The organism is Azorhizobium sp. AG788 (genome assembly GCF_943371865.1).
In the GTDB taxonomy this organism is placed as follows: Bacteria; Pseudomonadota; Alphaproteobacteria; order Rhizobiales; family Xanthobacteraceae; genus Azorhizobium.
In genome coordinates this window covers 126,577-144,846 of record NZ_CALRWL010000005.1, presented here as the reverse complement: position 1 = coordinate 144,846, position 18,270 = coordinate 126,577, and the positions used below count along the sequence as shown (strand labels likewise).

Here is an 18,270-nt window from a genome sequence, read left to right as displayed (position 1 = left end):
GGCCCGGCCCGTGAAAGAGTTCCTGCTCTACGTCTTTACCTGGTGGAACAAGCAGACCCCGGGGACCTGGCTGTGGACGCGCCGCCATGGCGAACTCGTGGGCCACGACGAATTCGGCAACACCTATTACCGCACCAAGGGCGGCGCGGTGGATCCCCTGCTGGGCTTCCAGCGGCGCTGGGTGGTCTATAGCGGCTATGCGGATTCCACCACGATTCCCCCCGGCTGGTACGGCTGGATCCACCACCGCTCGGACGTGCCGCCCACGGAAGAGACCTACACCCCCAAGCCGTGGCAGAAGCCGCATCTGCGCAACTTCACCGGCTCGCCGCGGGCCTATCGCCCCAAGGGCTCGGTCCAGTCCGGCGGCCATCGTCCGCGCGTGACCGGCGACTACAACGCCTGGACCCCCGGCGAGTAGCCTTCATCCGATCTTCTGCGCCGCGCCGGTCCCGTGATTGCGGGATAACCGGCGTATCGGTTGTGCCCGATCGCGCTCCTGCCCTCGCCAAGCCGCAATGCGGATGTTAACGAGCGGGCGGCGCAGTGGGGCGCTCCGGCCGGACTGCCCGTTCGGAACTTTGCAGGTGCGCGTCTGATGCGTTTGATCCGTGTTGCCCAGGCCATGCTTGCCTCGACCCTGGTGTTCGCCGCCGTGAGCGCGCCGCTTGGGTCCGCTTGGGGCCAGAGCCGCAGCGGCATCGATTCCGCCCCCTTGCTGCCCCCGGCCGGTGTCGGCACGCCCGACTATCCCCCGCCGGCCAATCGGAACCAGCAGCGCCAGCAGCCCGCCGCCCCGCCGCCGCCGGCGCCCTACCAGGGCATCTATGGCATCGGCCCGCAGGGGCAGGCGCCTCAGGCCGCGCCACCCCAGGGACAGGCGCAGGGCCAGCCGCCCGCCGCCCGCGCGCCACGTCCCGGCCAGCCGCCGTCCACCACCATGCCGCCCGCGCCGGCGCCCGCAGCGCCCGCCGACAGCGACGTGCTGGTGGTGCAGCCGCCCGCCGAGAAGATCGCCAATCCCACCGCCGTCTATGCGGGCCTGGACAAGATCACCGGGCGCATCACCTCGTTCGAGGTGGCCATGGGGGAGACGGTGCAGTTCGGCGCGCTGCAGGTGACGCCGCGCGCCTGCTATACGCGCCCGCCCACCGAGCCGCAGAACACCACCTCCTTCACCGAGGTGAACGAGATCACCCTGAAGGGCGAGGCCAAGCGGATCTTCACCGGCTGGATGTTCGCCTCAAGCCCGGGCCTGCACGGGGTGGAGCATCCGGTCTATGACGTCTGGCTGACCGACTGCAAGGCGTCCGCGCCGCTCACCGCCAAGCCCGGCGGCCAGAAATAATAGTTCGCCGCCACCGGCAGCGCGCGTTCCAGCAGCCGGTGATATTGCCGCCGTGTGACCTCCGTGGCGCCGAAGCCCTGGAGGTGGCTGGTGACGAACTGGGTGTCCAACAGGGTGAAGCCGCCGGCCTTCAGCCGCGCCACCAGATGCACCAGGGCCACCTTGGAGGCATCGCGCTCCACATGGAACATGCTCTCGCCGAAGAAGGCGCCGCCCAGTTCCACCCCATAGAGACCACCCACCAGCCGCCCATCGCGCCAGGCTTCGATGGTGTGGCACTGGCCGCGGGCGAACAATTCGCCATAGAGGCGCCGGATGCGCTGGTTGATCCAGGTCTTGTCGCGCCCGTCCTGAGGGGCGGCGCAGCCGTCGATGACGCCGTCGAAATCGGTGTCCACGCGAATCTCGAACCGATCCGAGCGCACGGTGCGGGCGAGGCGCGTGGGGATGTGGAAGGTGTCGAGCGGAATGATGCCGCGCCGGTCCGGCTCGATCCAGAACAGGCCGGGGTCCTCCGCGCTCTCCGCCATGGGGAAAATCCCGCAGGCATAGGCCTTCAACAGGACGTCCGGGGTGATATCGACGGCGGGATCGCGGGGACGGCTCATGGCGCTATCATAATCCAGGTGCGGGCGCGGTTGCACTCCCCGCGCGCGCTGCATCGCCGATGAGTGGCGTCATTCCGCCGCGCCTCCGCAGCGGTAACGCATGGTGGGACGGCGCATTGCGGTAAAACGCCTGGACCGCCCACGACGTGCCGCTAGCAAGGGCGGCGGGTGCGTAGTCATTCTGTCATCTGGCCGCGCTACTGCCCCGAGGGGTATGCGGCTGCAGGCCCTCCTTGTCCTCGTCTTCAGCGGGTGTTCGTCATGTTTCTTCCATCCGCCGCCGGCAAGACGACCGATCCGGGCCGCCGCCCCCTGGTCAGCGCGTTCGACCTGTTTGCCTTCGTCCTGGTGTTCGGGCTGTTCGCCCTGTTTACCCAGGGCACGCAGCAGACCCTCATTCCCATTGCCGACATGGAGCAGGTGCCGATCTCGCTCAGCCCGTGGGCGCTGCCGGAATATGCGCTGCGCACCACCTTGCGGATGTTGGCGGCTATCATCGCCTCGCTGATCTTCACCTTTGCCTATGGCGCCCTGGCGGCGAAGAGCCGCCGCGCGGAAATGGTGCTGATCCCGGTGCTGGACATTCTCCAGTCGGTGCCGGTGCTGGGCTTTCTGTCCTTCACCGTGCTGTTTTTCATGAATCTGTTCCCCGGCCAGGTGATCGGCGTCGAGATGGCGGCGGTGTTCGCCATCTTCACCAGCCAGGCCTGGAACATGACCTTCAGCTTCTACCAGTCGCTGAAGACGCTGCCCCGCGATCTGGAAGAGGTCTCCCGCAGCTTCCGCCTCACCGGCTGGCAGCGCTTCTGGCGGCTGGAGGTGCCGTTTTCCATGCCCGGCCTGGTGTGGAACACCATGATGTCCATGTCGGGCGGCTGGTTCTTCGTGGTGGCCTCCGAGGCGATCTCGGTGGGCAATACCACCATCACGCTGCCGGGCATCGGTGCCTATGTGTCCACCGCCATCGCCGAGAAGGATCTGGTCGCCGTGGGCTGGTCGGTGCTGGCCATGCTGGTGATCATCCTGATCTATGATCAACTGCTGTTCCGCCCGCTGGTGGCCTGGGCCGACCGCTTCCGCTTCGAGCAGTCCGCCGGCGCGCCGCCGCCACGCTCCTGGGTGCTGGACCTGGTGAAGCGGGCGCACCTGTTCCGCCTTGTGCTCTCGCCGCTGGGCAGCCTGTTCCGGGGCGCGGCGCGCATGCCGCTGCGCAGCCCGGTGCCGGTGCCGCACCACGTCAGCCGCGCCTGGGCCAGCCGGCCCATGGATGGGGTGTGGACCGCCATGGTGATCGGCGTCGCGCTCTATGGGCTGTGGCTGATCGTCAGCTTCGTCGCCACCGAAGTGGGCTGGCGCGAAGTTCTGAACGTGGTCTGGCTCGGCTTCCTCACCTTGATCCGGGTGGCGGTGCTGATCGCGCTCGCCTCGCTGGTGTGGGTGCCCGTGGGAGTGTGGATCGGCCTGCGGCCCAAGGTGGCCAATGCATTGCAGCCGGTGGCGCAGTTCCTGGCGGCCTTTCCGGCCAACATCGTGTTTCCGTTCGCGGTGGTGATGATCGTGCGCTTCGGCCTCGATCCCAATGTCTGGCTGTCGCCGCTGATGATCCTGGGCACCCAGTGGTACATCCTGTTCAATGTCATCGCCGGGGCCAGCGCCTTCCCCAATGACATGAAGGAGGCCGCGTCCTCGTTCCATCTCAAGGGCGCGCAATGGTGGTTCAAGGTCATCCTGCCGGGGGTATTCCCCTATTATGTGACCGGCGCCCTGACCGCCAGCGGCGGCTCCTGGAACGCCAGCATCGTCGCCGAGGTGGCCAGCTGGGGCAACACCACCCTGCGCGCCGAGGGGCTGGGCTCCTATATCGCCGAGGCCACCACCGCCGCCGATTTCCCGCGCATCACGCTCGGCATCGCCATCATGTCGCTCTACGTGATGGCCTTCAACCGCACCTTGTGGCGCCCCCTGTTCACGTTTGCCTCCAAGCGCCTGCGCCTGGATTGAGGAGACGCACCCATGCTTGAAACCGCCGCGTCCAAAGCGGGCACGCCCCTGGTGGAAGTGTCCCATGTGGTGCAGTCGTTCAAAAAGAACGACAACAATCGCTTCCTGGTGCTGGACGACGTGTCGCTCAGCATCGCCGAGGGCGAGATCGTCGGCCTGCTGGGCCGCTCCGGCTCGGGCAAGTCCACCTTGCTGCGCATCATCTCCGGCCTGGTGCCGCCCTATGCGGGCGAGGTGAAATGGTGCGGCGAGGCGGTGAAGGGCCCCTGCAAGGGCCTGTCCATGGTGTTCCAGACCTTCGCGCTGTTTCCCTGGCTCACCGTGCTGCAGAATGTGGAGATCGGCCTGGAGGCGCTGGGCATCGACGCAACGGAGCGGCGGCGGCGGGCGGAGCAGGCCATCGATTTGATCGGCCTCGGCGGCTTCGAGAGCGCCTATCCCAAGGAATTGTCCGGCGGCATGCGCCAGCGGGTGGGCTTCGCCCGCGCCCTGGTGGTGCATCCGCGCCTGATGCTCATGGACGAGCCGTTCTCGGCCCTGGACGTGCTCACCGCCGAGACCCTTCGCACCGACATCATCGATCTGTGGACCGACGGCCTGCTGCCGATCAAGTCGATCCTGATCGTGACCCATAACATCGAGGAAGCGGTGCTGATGTGCGACCGCGTCCTGATCTTCTCCTCCAATCCCGGCCGGGTGGCGCATGAGATGCCCATCACCTTGCCGCATCCCCGCGACCGTCTGGCGCCGGAGTTCCGGGAACTGGTGGAGGACATCTACGCCCGCATGACCAATCGCCACGCCCCCGGCGCCACGCCGGGGCAGGGCGCCGCCAGCCATGACGCGGGCCTCGCCACGGCGCTGGAGCCGGTGTCCACCAACCTCATGGCCGGTCTGCTGGAGGAACTGGCGGACGCGCCCTACAACGGCCGCGCCGATCTGCCGGCGCTGGCGGACGGGCTGAACCTCTCCGCCGACGCGCTGTTCCCCATGGCCGAGACCCTGCAGATGCTGCGGTTCGCGGAAGTGACCGAGGGCGACATCATCCTCACCCCCGCGGGGCGCGCCTTCGTGGAGGCGGACGTGGAGCCGCGCAAGAACCAGTTCGCCAAGCAACTCCTGGGGCATGTGGCGCTGGCCGCCCACATCCGCCGGGTGCTGGAGGAGCGCCCCAGCCACCGCGCGCCCTATTCGCGCTTCTCCGAGGAACTGGAGGACCACATGTCCGAGGAGTTCGCCGAGCGCACCTTGCGCACGGTGATCTCCTGGGCCCGCTACGGCGAAGCCTTCGCCTATGACGAGAAGACCCAGCAGTTCAGTTTGGAAGACGAGGACTGAGCGGGGCTTTCCAAGCTCCGTCCGGGTCTCCCGCGTGGTCGTCATGCCCGGCCTTGTGCCGGGCATCCACGCCCCGCCGCTGGCTGGCCCTCTCAATGACGTTCCTGGCCCCACCGCGTGGATGGCCGGGACAAGCCCGGCCATGACGGCGAGAGGGCGCTGAGTGACGTCAGTGCGCCGCGTCTCTCAGGACTTGCCTTCGCCCTCGGCCAGGAAATGCTCCAGCCAGTGGATGTCATAGGCGCCGTCGGCGATGGCCTGGGTGCGCACCAGGGTGCGGAACAGCGGCAAGGTGGTCTCCACCCCGTCCACCACGAACTCGTCCAGCGCCCGGCGCAGGCGCATCAGGCACTCCTCGCGGGTGCGGCCGTGGACGATCAGCTTGCCCACCAGCGAGTCGTAATAGGGCGGGATCGTATAGCCCTGGTAGGCGGCGCTATCCACGCGGATGCCGAGGCCGCCGGGCACGTGATAGTGGGTGATCTTGCCGGGTGAGGGGCGGAAGGTGCGGGGATGTTCCGCATTGATCCGGCATTCGATGGCGTGGCCGTCCAGCACGATGTCCTTCTGGGTGAAGTTCATCGGCAGGCCGGCGGCGACGCGGATCTGCTCGTTGATCAGGTCGATGCCGGTGATCATTTCCGTCACCGGATGCTCCACCTGGATGCGGGTGTTCATCTCGATGAAATAGAAGCGCCCGTCCTCATAGAGGAATTCCACCGTGCCGACGCCGAGATACTTCAGCTCGCGCATGGCAGCGGCGACGATCTCGCCGATCTCGGTGCGCTGCGAGGCGTTGAGCGCCGGGGAGGGGGCTTCCTCCCACACCTTCTGGTGGCGCCGCTGCAAGGAGCAGTCGCGCTCGCCCAGATGGATGGCGTTGCCCTTGCCGTCGCCCAGCACCTGGACTTCGATGTGGCGCGGGGTGGACAGGTATTTTTCCAGATAGACCGAATCGTCGCCGAACGCCGCCTTGGCCTCGGTGCGGGCGGTGGAGAGCGCCTGGCTGAGGTCGTCGGCGGTCATGGCCACCTTCATGCCGCGCCCGCCGCCGCCGGAGGCGGCCTTGACCAGCACCGGGAAGCCGATCTCGGCGGCAACCCGATGGGCGTCCTCGTCATTGGTGATGCCGCCCTCGGAGCCGGGCACCACCGGAATGCCCAGGCGCTGCGCGGTCTTCTTGGCTTCGATCTTGTCGCCCATGATGCGGATATGCTCCGCCTTGGGGCCGATGAAGTGCACGTTGTGGTCCGACAGGATCTCGGCGAAGCGGGCGTTTTCCGCCAGGAAGCCATAGCCGGGATGGACCGCGTCGGCGCCGGTGATCTCGCAGGCGGCCAGCAGGGAGGGAATGTTCAGATAGCTGTCGCGGGCGGCGGGCGGCCCGATGCACACGCTCTCGTCCGCCAGGCGCACGTGCATGGCGTCCGCATCGGCGGTGGAATGCACGGCCACGGTGGCGATGCCCAGTTCCTTGCAGGCGCGCAGGATGCGCAGAGCGATCTCGCCGCGGTTGGCGATCAGGATTTTCTCGAACATCGGACCCATGCCTGCCTTGGAGCGCGACGCCGCCGCCCGGCGATGCGGGCGGATGACGGTCGGTCTCTTGCCTCGAATGCGAAGCCGGATGGGCGCCTCAGGAAAGGGGAAGGGCGCCCTGGTGTGATCCGGCGTCGTTTGTCCTCAGGCACCGCGGCGCGACTGCGCGCGCGGCGCCGGCCGATCACTCGATGATCAGCAGCGGCTCGCCATATTCCACCGGGTGCCCGTTATCCACCAGGATGCGGGTCACGGTGCCGGCGCGGGGGGCCGGAATGGCGTTCATGGTCTTCATGGCTTCGACGATCAGCAGCGACTGACCCTCGCGCACCTGGCTGCCCACATCGACGAAATTGGCCGCACCCGGCTCCGGCGCCAGATAGATGGTGCCGACCATGGGCGAGGTCACCACGCCAGGGTGCTTGGAAAAGTCGATGGCGGAGGCATCCGCCATGGTCGGCGCAAGCGCCACCGTGGCGGCAGGCGCCGCCACCGGGGCCGCGGCCACCGTGACGGTGGCCGGCGCGCGCACCACGCGGATGCGCAGGTCGTCGTTCTGAACCTCGATCTCGGTCAGGTCGCTCCCGGACAGCAGGGTGGCGATCTCGCGGATGAGGGCGGTGTCGATGGGGGGCTTGGCTGGTTTCATCATGATCATGCACACACGTGGCCGGGGCCACGCAGGAGCTCCTTGCGGATGGCGGTCGGGGTCATGCGCGGGCCTGCCGGTCAGTGGCCAGGGCCGCGATGCCGAGGGCGTAGCTCTGGGGGCCGAAGCCGCAGATCACGCCCCGGACGACCGGGGAGAGAAAGGAATGGTGGCGGAACGCCTCGCGGGCGAACACGTTCGAAAGATGCACTTCCACCGTCGGCACGCCCACCGCGGCGATGGCATCGCGCAGGGCAACCGAGGTGTGGGTATAGGCGCCGGCATTCAGCACGATGCCCACCGCGCCCGCCGCGGCCTGGATCAGATCCACCAGCACGCCTTCGTGGTTGGTCTGGTGGAACACCAGCTCCAGGCCATGGCGGCTGGCGGTTTCACGGCACAGAACCTCCACATCCGCCAGCGTCGCCGCGCCATAGATGGCGGGCTCGCGCGTGCCGAGCAGATTGAGATTGGGGCCATTGAGGACGTGGATGATGTCGGACATCCGTGACGGTTCAGCCTGCGACCCGGTCGCGCCGGGCCCGCGCGGTTATAGGGGGCCTTCCCTCGCAAGGAAAGACGCCACTTGCGAGCATTCACCGAACCGTCACCGGCCGGCAGCCGCCTCCCACCGGCCGCAGGGGCCGGGGGAGGGGCGCTTGGCATCAGTTGGTGCTGGTTTTGCCGCCGGCGGTGACCGCCTGCTGCAGCTTCTCCAGGCCCACCGCGCCCACGATCACATCATCACCGATGACGAAGGAGGGGGTGCCGTTCAGGCCCAGCGCCTGGGCGATTTTCATGCTTTCGTCCAGGGTGGCGTTCAGTTCGGGCGAGGACGCCTGCTTTTGCAGCAGCGCGGTGTCGATGCCCACTTCCTTGGCGGCGGCGAGCGCGCGGGCGCGGTCGGCCTGGCCGCGGCCGGTGAGCAGGGCCTGGTGGAAGGCCATGTATTTGTCAGGGGCCACCATGCGCACGGCCACCGCCACCTGGGCGGCTTCCACCGAGCCCGGTCCGAGCACCGGGAATTCGCGCAGCACCACCTTCAGGTTCGGATTGGCCTTCACCAGGGCATTGATGTCCGAGAGGGCGTGCTTGCAGTAGCCGCAATTGTAATCGAAGAACTCCACCAGGGTCACATTGCCCTTGGGATTGCCGATCACCACGCCGCGCGGGCTGTCGAACACCAGCGGCTTGATATCCGCCAGGGTCTTGGCGCGGGCCTGGGCTTCCGCGTCGCTCTGGCGCTTTTCCAGCACCGAGATGGCTTCCTGGAGCACTTCCGGGTTCTTGATCAGGTATTCGCGGATCACCGGGCCCAGTTCGGCCTTTTCCGCATCGGTGAAGGCGGCGGCCGGAGCCACGGCCATGGCCGTCATCCCGAGGGCGGCCACGGCGGCAAGAGCGGCGCGCAGGCCGGAGCGGGACAGCATCTGGATCTCCATGATCGGGGACATACCCTTGTTAATTGTCATTGGATTTGGGCGGCTTGCTAGTCACGATGTCGTCGGCCTTCAGCCAGCCGGGCGAATTGGGCGGAAATCCTTCCCGCGCCCGCGCCGCCAATTCCCGCGCGGTGCGGAAATCGCCGGAGGCCAAGGCGGCCTGTGACGAGGCGAGAAACGCCGCAGGCCGGTTGTTCTTGCGATCATAGGCCTTGGCGAGCGCGCGCCAGCCGCTGGCACTGTCGGGATCGCGCTGCGTCGCCTGGAGCAATTCCCGGATCGCCTCGTCCGTATAGGCCGGATTTCCCGCTTCGACGAGGGCCTGTCCCAACATGGCGCGAATCAGCGGCGCGCCATTGGTCATGGCCACCGCCTTGCGCAGGGGCGCCACCGCTTCATTGGCGCGGCCGGCTTCCAGCAGCGCCTGGCCCTTCAACTCCGGGAAATAGGGGTTGGACGGCTCGCGGGCGATCAGAGCGTCGATCTGGCTGATGGCGCCGGACATGCTGCCGAAGCGGTAGGCGGAAATGGCGCGGGCATAGAGCGCCGGCATCGAGGTGTCGGAAAGGGGATAGCGCCGGGCGACGCCGTCCGGCCGCTCCTGGAACCCCACCAACTTGGCGCGCATCATGTCGTGGCGGGCCTGGAGGGCGGGGGGATCCTTGGCGTTGTAATAGGGGCTCTTCTTGGCCAGTTCCTCCAGCGCGGCGATGCGCTCGCGGGCCATGGGATGGCTCAGCAGATAGGGATCGATGCGCTGGCTGAGGAACAATTGGTCGTTCTGGAACCGCTCGAACGTCTCCAGCATGCCCTTGGCGGATTGCTGGGTGGCGTTGAGATAGCTCACCGCCGAGCGATCCGCCGCCTGTTCCTCGCCGCGCTGGTAGGCCAGCAGGGAACGCCGGATCATCTCCTGGGGCGCGAGCACCGCGCCCGCTGCCGCATTGCCGATATTGCCGCCGCTGGCGCCGCCGGCCGCACCGGCGGCCACCCCCGCGCCGGCCATCAGCATGGCGACGATGGCCATGGTCTGGGCGCCGGCCAGTTGTTCGCGCCGCCGGGCCAGATGGCCGCCGGCGATATGGCCGGTCTCATGGGCCAGCACGCCGATGATCTGGTTCGGGGTGGTGGAATCCACCAAAGCGCCGGTGTTGATGAAGATCCGCCGCCCGTCCGCCACGAAGGCATTGAAGGACGGGTCGTTGATCAGCACCACTTCCACATTCTGCTGGGACAGGTTCGCGGCCTTGAGGATCGGCCGCGTGTAGTCGCGCAGCAAATTCTCGATCTCGGTGTCGCGGATCACCTGCGGGCCGCGTCCCGGCCCGGACTGCGCCACGGCGGGGGAGAGGGCCAGATGGCAGGCGGCCACCAGCGTCAGCACGGCACCGAGGGCCGATGCCGCGCGGCGCAGCAAGGGAACGGCAGGCGCGGCACACATGAAAAAGTCTCACTCCCCCGTTTGATGGCGGCGCCGGCCCATGTCCGCGGCGCACAGGCCCTTGGCGATGCCGGTCCATTGGGCTAGCACGCCCTTTGGTCACAGGTCACGCGCCGACGCGTCGTCGGATCGTTGCGCGCACCGGTTGCACGCACGGATTGCGCGCGGTGGACGCCGAAGCGAACCGGGTGAGCCCCACGCTCACGGTCATCACATCTGCCTTCCCGAAGGTGTGCTGACCTCTACCCACAGCGGGAATGCGGCGGCAACACGGCATGACGCTCCGGCATCCGGGGCCAAGGCGCCGGCCCCGATCACGAAAGCGAATGCGATGACTTTGCGCCCCCTCTCCCGTGGCCCCGTGCCCGCCTCCCGCCGCAGCGATGTGGCGCCGTTCATCGTCATGGACGTGATGGACCATGCGGCCCGGCTGGAGGCGCAGGGGGCGCAGGTGATCCATCTGGAAGTGGGCCAGCCGGCAGCCCCCGCCCCGCTCACCGCCCGCCGCGCCGCCGCCGCTGCGCTGGAGCGCGGGCAGGTGGGCTATACGGCGGCGCTGGGCATTCCCTCGCTGCGGGCGCGGATCGCCCGGCACTATAGGGACACCCACGGCCTGGATCTGGACCCGGAGCGGGTGGTGGTGACCAACGGCTCGTCCGGCGGCTTCATCCTGGCCTTCCTGGCGCTGTTCGAGCCCGGCGACCGGGTGGCCATCGCCGCGCCGGGCTATCCGCCCTATCGCCATGTGCTCTCCGCGCTGGGCTGCGAGCCGGTGCTGATCGAGACCCGCGCCGAAGACCGATTCGCCATCACGCCGGAGACCCTGCGCGCCGCCCATGCGGACAAGCCCTTGAAGGGCGTGCTGGTGGCCAGCCCCGCCAATCCCACCGGCACCATGATGGACCGGGCGGCGCTCACCGCGCTATACGCCGCCTCCCAGGAGATGGGCCTGCGGTTCGTCTCCGACGAGATCTATCACGGGCTCGACTATGCCTTTCCGGCGGTGAGCGCGGCGGAGGTGGCCGATGACGTGCTGGTCATCAATTCCTTCTCCAAATATTTCTGCATGACCGGCTGGCGGGTGGGCTGGATGGTGGTGCCGCCCGGCCTGTCGCGCACTATGGAGCGGTTGCAGCAGAACTTCTCCATCTCCGTGCCCACCCTGTCGCAGGTGGCGGCGGAAGCCGCGTTCGACGGCACGGAAGAGATGGAGGCGGTGAAGCGCGGCTACGAGGAGAACCGCCGCATCTTGAGCGAAGGGCTGCCCACCATCGGGCTGGACCACTTCCTGCCCGCCGACGGCGCCTTCTATCTCTATGCGGACGTGTCCCGCTTCACCGGCGATTCCCACGCCTTCGCCATCCGCCTGCTGGACAGCGCCCATGTGGCGGCGACGCCGGGGGTGGATTTCGATCCGTTCCGCGGCAAGCAGTTCCTGCGCCTGTCCTATGCCGGCTCGCCCGAGCACATGCGCGAGGCGGTGGTGCGCATCGGGGCGTTCCTCGCCAAGGAATAGGGCGCGCGGGGCGGTCGCCGCCCCGTAAAACTCCCCGGTTGCGACTTTCCGGCGCACCCCTCACACTCCCTCCCATAAAAAAGTGGGATGGAAACGAAGGGGTCGATTCATGTTGGCACTGTTGCTGATTGTCGCCTGCGGACTTTTCGCCGTGGGATATGGGGTGTGGGCCGGGCGAGCGGTCATGGCCGCCGATCCCGGAACCGCCCGGATGCAGGAAATCGCCGCCGCCATCGCCGAGGGCGCGCAGGCCTATCTCAAGCGGCAATATACCACCATCGGCATTGTGGGCGTGGTGATCTTCATCATCGTCGGCCTGCTGCTGGGCTGGCTGGTGGCGATCGGCTTTGCCATCGGCGCCATCCTCTCGGCCCTGGCCGGCTTCATCGGCATGAATGTGTCCGTGCGCGCCAATGTGCGCACCGCCCAGGCGGCCACCAAGTCGCTGGCGGGCGGGCTGGACATCGCCTTCAAGGCCGGCGCGGTCACCGGCCTGCTGGTGGCGGGCCTCGCGCTGTTGGGGGTGACGGTCTATTTCGCCGTGCTGACCCGGTCTCTCGGCTATGCGGTCACCGACCGCACCGTGGTGGATGCGCTGGTGGCGCTGGGCTTCGGCGCCTCGCTGATTTCCATCTTCGCGCGCTTGGGCGGCGGCATCTTCACCAAGGGCGCCGACGTGGGCGGCGATCTGGTGGGCAAGGTGGAGGCGGGCATCCCCGAGGATGATCCGCGCAACCCGGCCACCATCGCCGACAACGTGGGCGATAACGTCGGCGACTGCGCCGGCATGGCAGCGGATCTGTTCGAGACCTATGTGGTCACGGTGGTGGCCACCATGGTGCTGGCGATCATCTTCTTTGCCGCCACGCCGGCGGTGCTGAACGCGCTGATTCTCTATCCGCTCGCCATTGGCGCGGTGTGCATCCTCACTTCGGTGGCGGGCACCTTCTTCGTCAAACTGGGGCCGACCTCGTCCATCATGGGTGCGCTCTACAAGGGACTGGGGGCCACCGCCGGCCTGTCGGTGTTCGCCTTGGCGTTGGTGACCTGGCTGTTGCCGGGCTTCGGGCCGATCACGGGGGCCACCTTCACCGGCACCGGCCTGTTCCTGTCCGGCGTGGTGGGGCTGGCGGTGACCGGGGCCATCGTGGTCATCACCGAATATTACACCGGCACCGGCTTTCGCCCGGTGGTCTCCATCGCCCAGGCCTCGGTGACCGGGCATGGCACCAACATCATCCAGGGCCTGGCGATCTCGCTGGAATCCACCGCTTTGCCGACCCTGGCGATCATCGCCGGCATCTTGTGCGCCTATGGCCTTGCCGGCCTGTTCGGCATTGCCATTGCGGCCACCACCATGCTGGCCCTGGCGGGCATGGTGGTGGCGCTGGATGCCTTCGGTCCCGTCACCGACAATGCGGGCGGCATCGCCGAGATGGCCGGCCTGCCGCCGGAAGTGCGGCACTCCACCGATGCGCTGGACGCGGTAGGCAACACCACCAAGGCGGTGACCAAGGGCTATGCCATCGGCTCGGCGGGCCTCGGCGCTCTGGTGCTGTTTGCCGCCTATAATGCGGACCTGCGCTATTTCATCGCCCAGGCCCAGCCCGGCAGCTATTTCGCCAATGTGGTGCCGAACTTCTCGCTGGAAAATCCCTATGTGGTGGTGGGCCTTTTGTTCGGCGGCCTGCTGCCGTTCCTGTTCGCCGCCATGGGCATGACGGCGGTGGGCCGGGCGGCGGGTGCCATCGTGGAAGAGGTGCGCCGGCAGTTCCGCGAGAAGCCGGGCATCATGGCCGGCACCGACAAGCCGGATTATTCCCGCGCCGTCGACATCCTCACCAAGGCGGCCATCAAGGAGATGATCATCCCCTCGCTGCTGCCGGTGCTGTCCCCCATCGTCTGCTATTTCGTGATCTATTTCGTGGCGGGGGGCGGCGTGGCGGGCAAGTCTGCGGCCTTCTCGGCGGTGGGCGCCATGCTGCTGGGGGTGATCGTCACCGGCCTGTTCGTGGCCATCTCCATGACCTCGGGCGGCGGGGCGTGGGACAATGCCAAGAAATCGTTCGAGGACGGCTTCGTGGACAAGGACGGGGTGCGCCACTACAAGGGCTCGGACGCCCACAAGGCGTCGGTCACCGGCGACACGGTGGGCGATCCCTACAAGGACACCGCCGGACCGGCGGTCAATCCCATGATCAAGATCACCAACATCGTCGCGCTTCTGCTGCTGGCGGTGCTGGGGCACTAGACCGCCCGATGGCCGATGCTCTGGGGATGTGGCGTTTCCGATTGCAGAATCTGAAGCGCGACCATATCTGAGACCTGCGACACACCATGTGCGGCCCGCCTGCGATGCAGGCGGGCCGTGACGTGATCCTGAGGCGGGGGATAACCCGGCCTTTGTCATGCGGCGTAGCGGGCGGGTTGCCGTCCTCGCGCGGCAGCCCGCCGCCCCATGCAGGGCAGCGGACTTTCATTGCGCGGCTCGATCGTGTACGAACCGCGCGAAATTGCGCGCCCGGCCCAGGCCTTCCGGCCCAGGTCCGGCGTGAGGATGATGGAATTCATGCAGACCGTTCTGATCGTCATTCACCTGATGGTGGTGCTCGCCCTGATTGGCGTGGTGCTGATCCAGCGCTCCGAAGGCGGTGGCCTGGGCATCGGTGGCGGCGGCGGCGGGGGCGGCGGCTTCTTTACGGCGCGCGGCACCGCCAATGTCCTCACCCGTGCCACGGCGGTCCTAGCGGCGCTGTTCTTCATCACCAGCCTGTCGCTGACCATCCTGGCCGGCTGGGGCCGGACCCCGGCCTCCATCCTGGCGCCGACCAATGGCCCCTCGGGTCCCAGCGTCCCGCAGAGCACCGGCGGTTCCATTCTCGACCAGATCCGCCCGCAGGGCGCCGGCCAGGGTGCGCCCGCACCGGTCCCGGCGGCTCCGTCCGGCCCCCAGGTTCCGAAGTCGCAGTGATCGACACGCCGCGCTTCGCCGCGGCGTGAGGTTCTCCACAGGCGAGGCGATGCCCCACAGGCATCGCTGCTCGCCGAATCGTGTTTGTGCGGAGTAAGGTCGAAGCCCATGGCGCGCTATATCTTCATCACCGGCGGCGTCGTGTCCTCCCTGGGCAAGGGCCTCGCCGCCGCAGCTCTTGGCGCGCTTCTGCAAGCGCGGGGATACACGGTCCGGCTGCGCAAGCTGGATCCCTATCTGAACGTCGATCCGGGCACCATGAGCCCGTATCAGCACGGCGAGGTGTTCGTCACCGATGACGGCGCGGAGACCGATCTCGATCTCGGTCATTACGAGCGCTTCACCGGCCATCCCGCCACCCGGCAGGACAACATCACCACCGGGCGCATCTATCAGGACATCCTCACCAAGGAACGGCGTGGCGATTATCTCGGCGCCACCATCCAGGTGATCCCCCACGTCACCAACGCCATCAAGGACTTCGTGCTGGACGGCAACGAGGGCTTCGATTTCGTGCTGATCGAAGTGGGCGGCACCGTGGGCGACATCGAGGGCCTGCCGTTCTTCGAGGCCACCCGCCAGCTCAAGAACGAGCTGCCGCGCAACCACGCCATCTTCATCCATCTGACCTTGATGCCCTTCATTCCCTCGGCCGGGGAACTGAAGACCAAGCCGACCCAGCATTCGGTGAAGGAGCTGCGCTCCATCGGCATCCAGCCGGACATCCTGCTCTGCCGCACCGACCGGGCCATCCCGCGCGAGGAGCGGCGCAAGCTGTCGCTGTTCTGCAACGTGCGGGAGAGCGCGGTGATCGAGGCGCGCGATGTGGACAACATCTATGCCGTGCCCGCCTCCTATCATGCGGAAGGCCTGGACGACGAAGTCTTGTCCGCCTTCGGCATCGAGCCGGCGCCGGCGCCCAATCTGGCGCGGTGGTCCACCATCGAGCAGCGGGTGCGCAATCCCGAGGGCGAAGTCACCATCGCCATCGTCGGCAAATATACCGGCCTGAAGGACGCCTATAAGTCCCTGATCGAGGCTTTGGCCCATGGCGGCATCGCCAACAAGGTCAAGGTGAACCTCGACTGGATCGAGAGCGAGACCTTCGAGACCGAGGATCCGGCGCCGTTCCTGGAGCATGTGCACGGCATTCTGGTGCCCGGCGGCTTCGGCCAGCGCGGCGCGGAAGGCAAGATCCGGGCGGCGCAGTTCGCCCGTGAGCGCGCCGTGCCCTATTTCGGCATCTGTTTCGGCATGCAGATGGCGGTGATCGAGGCGGCGCGCAATCTCGCCCACATCAAGCACGCCAATTCCACCGAGTTCGGCGAGACCTCCGAGCCGGTGGTGGGCCTGCTCACCGAATGGCTGAAGGGCAACGAGCTGGAGCGCCGTTCGGCGGCGGGCGATCTGGGCGGCACCATGCGGCTCGGCGCCTATCTGGCCCAATTGGCCGAAGGCAGCCGCGTGGCCTCCATCTATGGCGGCTGCGAAATCTCCGAGCGCCATCGTCACCGCTATGAGGTGAACACCGCTTATAAGTCGCGGCTCGAAGATCACGGCATGCGATTCTCCGGCATGTCCCCGGACGGGCTGCTGCCGGAGATCGTGGAATATACCAATCACCCCTGGTTCATCGGCGTGCAGTTCCATCCGGAGCTGAAGTCCCGCCCGTTCCAGCCGCATCCTCTGTTCGCGTCCTTCATCGGGGCGGCCATCGAGCAGAGCCGGCTGGTCTAGGACCCAAGCGCGATGAGGCCTGCTCATCGCGCACGGGTATCAGCCCGCGCGGCGCTTGAGCGCTTCAAGGTGCGGATGCGTCAGCATCCTCGCACCTTGGTATAAAGAAGGAAGAAGTCCCATGCGTCGCGGCCTTGATCACGTCGTCCATCTGGTGCGGGATCTGGACGCGGCGGGTGAGGTCTATGATCTGCTGGGCTTCACGGTCGGTTCGCGCAACCAGCATCCCTGGGGCACCCACAATCGCATCGTGCAGGTGCCCGGCTTCTTCATCGAGCTGCTGCAAGTGGCGGAGCCGGACAAGATTCCCGGCCACGGCGCCGAGCATTTCTCGTTCGGCGCGTTCAATCGCGGCTTCCTCGCCAGCCATGGCGAGGGCCTGTCCATGCTGGCGCTGCAAGGCACCGACCCCGCCGCCGAGAAGGCGAGCTTCGATGCGGCCGGTGCCGGCGGCTTCGATGTGTTCGACTTTTCCCGCATCGCCCGCCGGTCGGATGGGACAGAAGCGGAAGTGGGCTTCTCGCTGGCCTTTGCCCGCGATCCGGTCCCGTCCGACGCGGGTTTCTTCACCTGCACCCAGCGCCAGCCGGACAATTTCTGGTCGCCGCAGATGCAGCGCCATGCCAATGGCGTCAGCGGCGTCATCGGCGTGGTGATGGTGGCCGAGAGCCCCGTCGATCATCTCAGCTTCATCGACACTTTGAGCGACTGCACCCCCCGCCGGGCCAGCGATGCCTGGTATGTGGCCCAGACCCCGCGCGGCGCCATCGATGTGATGACCCCAGGGCTGTTCACGGAGCGCTATGCGGTGCCGGCGCCGGTGGGCGAGGGCCTGCGGCTGGCGGCGGTGCGCTTCGCCTCGCCCGGCGCCGCGGACCTGCGCCGCAGCCTGCTGGCGCGGAAAATGGTGGAAGAGCAGATCCAGGGCATCGTGGTGGTGCCGCCGCGTTCCGTCATGGGTGCCACCCTGGTGATCGAGCGGCCCGACGACGCCGCGTGATCGTCCCGCGCCTGCGGCGGCCGCCTCGTGTCGTTCGGGCGGGAGGGCGGTTCGCCGGCACACCGGCGCGGTTGTGGTGTCCGGCCCTTGAAACAGGCGGGATGCGTCCCACGTAGGGCAGGCCGATGATCCGCCCCGCGGATCGGCGCTGCCATTTCCACGCGGACGACCGCGTGCGCAGTCATGAACCCGGCGCGGACGACCCCGCCATGTGCGGAGTGCGATCCCATGGCTTGGATCATCCTGTTTGCAGCCGGCCTGATGGAAGTGGGCTGGGCCATCGGCCTGAAGCAGTCTCACGGGTTCACCCGGCTGTGGCCTTCGGTGTTCACGGTGGCCAGCATCATCGTCAGCCTGTTCCTGCTGTCGCTGGCCATCAAGGACCTGCCCATCGGCACCGCTTATGCGGTGTGGTCCGGCATCGGCATGGTGGGCGTGGCGGTTGTCGGCGTCGTGGTGTTTGGCGAATCCCTCGATCCGGTGCGGCTGGTCTCCATCGGCCTGATCGGGGCCGGCATCGTCGGGCTGAATCTGGCGGGCGGGCACTGAGGGCGGCTTTTGGGGGACGCCTCCGCTTCGTCATGCGCGGGCTTGTCCCGCGCATCCACGCCGCGCCGACGGCGCCGACCTCTCAAGGCTGTACCAAGCGGTGCCGCGTGGATCCCCGGATCAAGTCCGGG

Annotated in this window: 17 protein-coding genes; 10 read left to right on the top strand and 7 right to left on the bottom strand. The window is 67.5% G+C overall.

Features of this window, described 5'->3' with window-relative positions:
• Positions 1–10: 10 nt before the first annotated feature.
• Both AAG816_RS05370 and AAG816_RS05365 read left to right on the top strand, forming a co-directional pair.
• Positions 11–421, top strand: coding sequence for an NADH:ubiquinone oxidoreductase subunit NDUFA12 (locus tag AAG816_RS05370; protein WP_341988507.1), 411 nt, complete (start codon positions 11–13; stop codon positions 419–421).
• 177 nt (positions 422–598) lie between these two features.
• A complete protein-coding gene (locus AAG816_RS05365; RefSeq protein WP_341988506.1) occupies positions 599–1,348 on the top strand; it encodes a DUF2155 domain-containing protein in 750 nt (249 codons plus the stop codon).
• Here AAG816_RS05365 and aat read toward each other — a convergent pair.
• Entirely contained in the window at positions 1,279–1,956 is a 678-nt protein-coding gene (gene aat, locus AAG816_RS05360; RefSeq protein WP_341988505.1) for a leucyl/phenylalanyl-tRNA--protein transferase, read from the bottom strand. The genes AAG816_RS05365 and aat overlap by 70 nt on opposite strands.
• 261 nt (positions 1,957–2,217) lie before the next feature.
• Here aat and AAG816_RS05355 point away from each other — a divergent pair, with 261 nt between their 5' ends.
• Positions 2,218–3,957 carry an ABC transporter permease subunit gene (locus tag AAG816_RS05355; protein ID WP_341988504.1) on the top strand — a complete coding sequence of 580 codons (1,740 nt, stop codon included), beginning with the start codon at positions 2,218–2,220 and terminating at the stop codon, positions 3,955–3,957.
• Positions 3,958–3,969: 12 nt separating this feature from the next.
• Positions 3,970–5,295, top strand: a complete 1,326-nt coding sequence (locus AAG816_RS05350) for a nitrate/sulfonate/bicarbonate ABC transporter ATP-binding protein (RefSeq protein WP_341988503.1) — start codon at positions 3,970–3,972, stop codon at positions 5,293–5,295.
• A gap of 186 nt (positions 5,296–5,481) precedes the next feature.
• On the opposite strand, the gene accC is transcribed toward AAG816_RS05350, so the two are convergent.
• The 5 genes from accC to AAG816_RS05325 form a co-directional block, all read right to left on the bottom strand.
• Positions 5,482–6,834, bottom strand: a complete 1,353-nt coding sequence (accC, locus tag AAG816_RS05345) for an acetyl-CoA carboxylase biotin carboxylase subunit (RefSeq protein WP_341988502.1) — start codon at positions 6,832–6,834, stop codon at positions 5,482–5,484.
• Positions 6,835–7,018: 184 nt separating this feature from the next.
• Positions 7,019–7,486, bottom strand: coding sequence for an acetyl-CoA carboxylase biotin carboxyl carrier protein (gene accB / locus AAG816_RS05340; protein WP_341988501.1), 468 nt, complete (start codon positions 7,484–7,486; stop codon positions 7,019–7,021).
• Positions 7,487–7,544: 58 nt separating this feature from the next.
• Positions 7,545–7,988: a type II 3-dehydroquinate dehydratase gene (gene aroQ / locus AAG816_RS05335; protein ID WP_341988500.1), complete on the bottom strand. Its 444-nt coding sequence runs from the start codon at positions 7,986–7,988 to the stop codon at positions 7,545–7,547.
• A gap of 160 nt (positions 7,989–8,148) precedes the next feature.
• Positions 8,149–8,913: a DsbA family protein gene (locus AAG816_RS05330; RefSeq protein ID WP_341988499.1), complete on the bottom strand. Its 765-nt coding sequence runs from the start codon at positions 8,911–8,913 to the stop codon at positions 8,149–8,151.
• Positions 8,914–8,944: 31 nt separating this feature from the next.
• A complete protein-coding gene (locus AAG816_RS05325) occupies positions 8,945–10,366 on the bottom strand; it encodes a M48 family metalloprotease (protein WP_341988498.1) in 1,422 nt (473 codons plus the stop codon).
• Between the two features lie 331 nt (positions 10,367–10,697).
• On the opposite strand from AAG816_RS05325, the gene AAG816_RS05320 reads away from it, so the two are divergent.
• A complete protein-coding gene (locus AAG816_RS05320; protein ID WP_341988497.1) occupies positions 10,698–11,882 on the top strand; it encodes an aminotransferase class I/II-fold pyridoxal phosphate-dependent enzyme in 1,185 nt (394 codons plus the stop codon).
• 109 nt (positions 11,883–11,991) lie between these two features.
• Positions 11,992–14,133 (top strand): sodium-translocating pyrophosphatase, encoded by a 2,142-nt coding sequence (locus AAG816_RS05315; RefSeq protein WP_341988496.1) that lies wholly within the window; start codon positions 11,992–11,994, stop codon positions 14,131–14,133.
• Positions 14,134–14,288: 155 nt separating this feature from the next.
• Here AAG816_RS05315 and AAG816_RS05310 read toward each other — a convergent pair whose 3' ends face one another.
• Positions 14,289–14,453, bottom strand: coding sequence for a hypothetical protein (locus AAG816_RS05310; protein WP_341988495.1), 165 nt, complete (start codon positions 14,451–14,453; stop codon positions 14,289–14,291).
• Here AAG816_RS05310 and secG point away from each other — a divergent pair.
• The 4 genes from secG (at position 14,452) to sugE (ending at position 18,139) form a co-directional block, all read left to right on the top strand.
• Entirely contained in the window at positions 14,452–14,853 is a 402-nt protein-coding gene (gene secG, locus AAG816_RS05305) for a preprotein translocase subunit SecG (protein WP_341988494.1), read from the top strand. The genes AAG816_RS05310 and secG overlap by 2 nt on opposite strands.
• Before the next feature lie 108 nt (positions 14,854–14,961).
• Positions 14,962–16,590, top strand: a complete 1,629-nt coding sequence (locus tag AAG816_RS05300) for a CTP synthase (protein ID WP_341988493.1) — start codon at positions 14,962–14,964, stop codon at positions 16,588–16,590.
• Between the two features lie 121 nt (positions 16,591–16,711).
• Positions 16,712–17,590, top strand: a complete 879-nt coding sequence (locus AAG816_RS05295) for a VOC family protein (protein ID WP_341988492.1) — start codon at positions 16,712–16,714, stop codon at positions 17,588–17,590.
• Between the two features lie 228 nt (positions 17,591–17,818).
• Positions 17,819–18,139: a quaternary ammonium compound efflux SMR transporter SugE gene (sugE, locus tag AAG816_RS05290; protein ID WP_341988491.1), complete on the top strand. Its 321-nt coding sequence runs from the start codon at positions 17,819–17,821 to the stop codon at positions 18,137–18,139.
• The last annotated feature ends 131 nt before the right edge of the window (positions 18,140–18,270 follow it).